The organism is Georgenia sp. Z1491, from assembly GCF_049856175.1.
Taxonomy (GTDB): domain Bacteria; phylum Actinomycetota; class Actinomycetes; order Actinomycetales; family Actinomycetaceae; genus JB111.
The window spans coordinates 1-2,257 of sequence record NZ_JBNDNA010000036.1 but is presented as its reverse complement, the minus strand read 5'-3'; the positions used below and the strand labels follow the sequence as shown (position 1 = coordinate 2,257).

3 protein-coding genes are annotated in these 2,257 nt (G+C 66.9%); all 3 read left to right on the top strand.

Translation table 11 applies throughout. From position 1 onward, the window contains the following. Window positions 1-116: 116 nt before the first annotated feature. From ACPYO4_RS16320 to ACPYO4_RS16310, 3 genes are read left to right on the top strand one after another with little or no spacing between them, the layout of a single operon-like run. Window positions 117-827 (top strand): tyrosine-type recombinase/integrase, encoded by a 711-nt coding sequence (locus tag ACPYO4_RS16320; protein WP_425710297.1) that lies wholly within the window; start codon window positions 117-119, stop codon window positions 825-827. Beyond that, window positions 824-1,156: a helix-turn-helix domain-containing protein gene (locus ACPYO4_RS16315; protein WP_425710296.1), complete on the top strand. Its 333-nt coding sequence runs from the start codon at window positions 824-826 to the stop codon at window positions 1,154-1,156. The genes ACPYO4_RS16320 and ACPYO4_RS16315 overlap by 4 nt, the downstream gene beginning before the upstream one ends. A gap of 11 nt (window positions 1,157-1,167) precedes the next feature. Next, window positions 1,168-2,103, top strand: coding sequence for a hypothetical protein (locus ACPYO4_RS16310; RefSeq protein WP_425710295.1), 936 nt, complete (start codon window positions 1,168-1,170; stop codon window positions 2,101-2,103). Window positions 2,104-2,257: the final 154 nt, after the last annotated feature.

Here is a 2,257-nt window from a genome sequence, read left to right as displayed (position 1 = left end):
CGGCTCGTCGAGGGCGCTGTCACCACGAACTGGAAGACGGCCCTCCAACAGCTCTCACTGGTCTACCCCGACCGAATCAACCCCCACCTCTGACCCGGCCCCCTTACACAGACAACTTGACAGGCTCTCCAGGGTTCGACGCGCGTCCGCACAAGCGTCCGTACACGAGGGCCGAGCTCGACACCCTGTTCCTCCACGCCGATGACGAGGTCGAGCGCGTGGGCAGGTCCGGTAGGAAGGGTTGGCAGTCGGCCTATCGAGACTCGGTGATGATGAAGATCGCCTATGCCTACGGGCTGCGGTTCAACGAGCTGCGGCACCTGCAGACGGTCGACTTCGCGCGCAACCCGCATGCTCGTGAGTTCGGCAGGTTCGGCGTGTGCAAGGTCCGCTACGGCAAGTCCAAGCGGTCCTCCCCGAACAAGCCGCGCAGCGTGCTGACCGTGTGGCGGTGGACACCCGGGATCCTCGAGGACTGGCTCGCCAACGGTCGCGGCGAGCCAGACACGCTCGATCTGTTCCCCAGCGAACGGGGCGGGCTCGTCGCGGAGTCCACCCTCCTGCGACGGCTGCGTCGCTACTGCGACGAGCTCGGGCTGTCTGACGGGCTCGATCTGCACTCGTTCCGTCGCTCCTATGCCACCCACCTGCTCGAGGCCGGCTGGGACCCGCGGTTCGTCCAGGACCAGATGGGACACGAGTACGCCTCGACCACCGGGATCTACCAGTTCGTCGGCGACGAGTTCCGCCACAGCACGCTCCGCAGCGTCCTGGACCGGACCGTCAACGAGGCATTGGCCCGCACGACAACGGAGGGAGCACCATGAAGCGCCAGGTCGACTACCGGTGGCGCCTCGCCGAGCTGATGGCGGCCAGGGGCCTGCACAACACCACGGAGCTGATCCCTCTGCTCAACGAGCGTGACATCACGCTCTCACGGCCACAGGTCTACCGGCTCGTGAATCAACGACCCGAGCGGATCTCGCTCCAAGTCCTCGCCGCACTGTGCGACATCTTCGACTGCACGCCCGCGGACCTGGTCACCACCACCGCCACCGACGCCCGTCGACGCAAGGCGGCATCCGATGCCCCCGCCAACGTCGTATCGCTCGACCGCACCGTCCGGCCCCGACGCGCGCACATCCTTGACGAGTAGGACTCGGCTCGATGACGTACCCGGCGCCAGTCGGCCTCTCCCCTCGTTCCACGACGCGCGGGCGCCCCCGCACCATTGGTGCCCGCGAGGACCCGTGCGCGAGGTGCGGCCGGGACATCCCGCGCCTCGCAGCGCGCTGGCCAGAGGGCCGACTCTGCTTCACCTGCTACTACGCCGCCGTCCACAACCACGGCACCTGCCCCCGGTGCCACCAGGAGCGCCTGCTCCCCGGACCGGAAAACTCGGACGGCGATCCGATCTGCTCAACGTGTGCCGAGATCCCCTACGACTTCCACTGCGAGCGGTGCGGCACCGAAGCCGGCCACCACCGCGGCCGACTCTGCGCCCGCTGCGCCCTACGCGACGACCTCCGACAACTGATCGGCGGGGAGCCCGCTCACCCTGTACTACGCGGACTCCTCGACGCGCTCTGCGCCGCGGAGAGGCCCGAGTCCATCATCGTCTGGAAGCGCTCCCCCAAGGTCCAGACGCTGCTGCGGCACCTGGGCGACGGGACCATCGAGCTCTCCCACGACGGTCTCGACAGCGTCCCGGGGAGACCTACAGAGCACCTCCGGGCGTTGCTTGAGCACCACGGTCTGCTCCCCTGGCGGGATCCCTACCTGCATCGCTTCGAGACGTGGATCGCCACCAAGCTCGAGGGACTACCACTCGGGGTCCGCCAACCCGTCCAGCACTTCGCGATCTGGCACCACCTACGCAGTGTCCGCGCCAAGTCGCAGGCCGGTAGCGATACCCGCGGGCCAGTGCATTCCGCGAAGCAGGAGATCACCGAGACCGCCAAGTTCCTGACCTCGCTGCACGAGACGCACCACCGGACCGCGGCCACCTGCACCCAGCAGGACGTCGACGAGTGGATGGCCACCGGGCCGACGACTCGGACCATGATCCGGAATTTCTTCATGATTGTGTCCCGCGTCAAGTAGTTGGCAGGGATTTGATGGTTTGAAAGGTCGGGTCTGCTGAGGGTTCGGTTGACTTCCTGACTGCTCTGCGGAGCGGAGAGGATGGTCCTCGTGCCGAAGATCTACTCAGAAGAGCTCAAGGCCAGCGCGTTGGAGCTGCTGGATCAGGGAATGA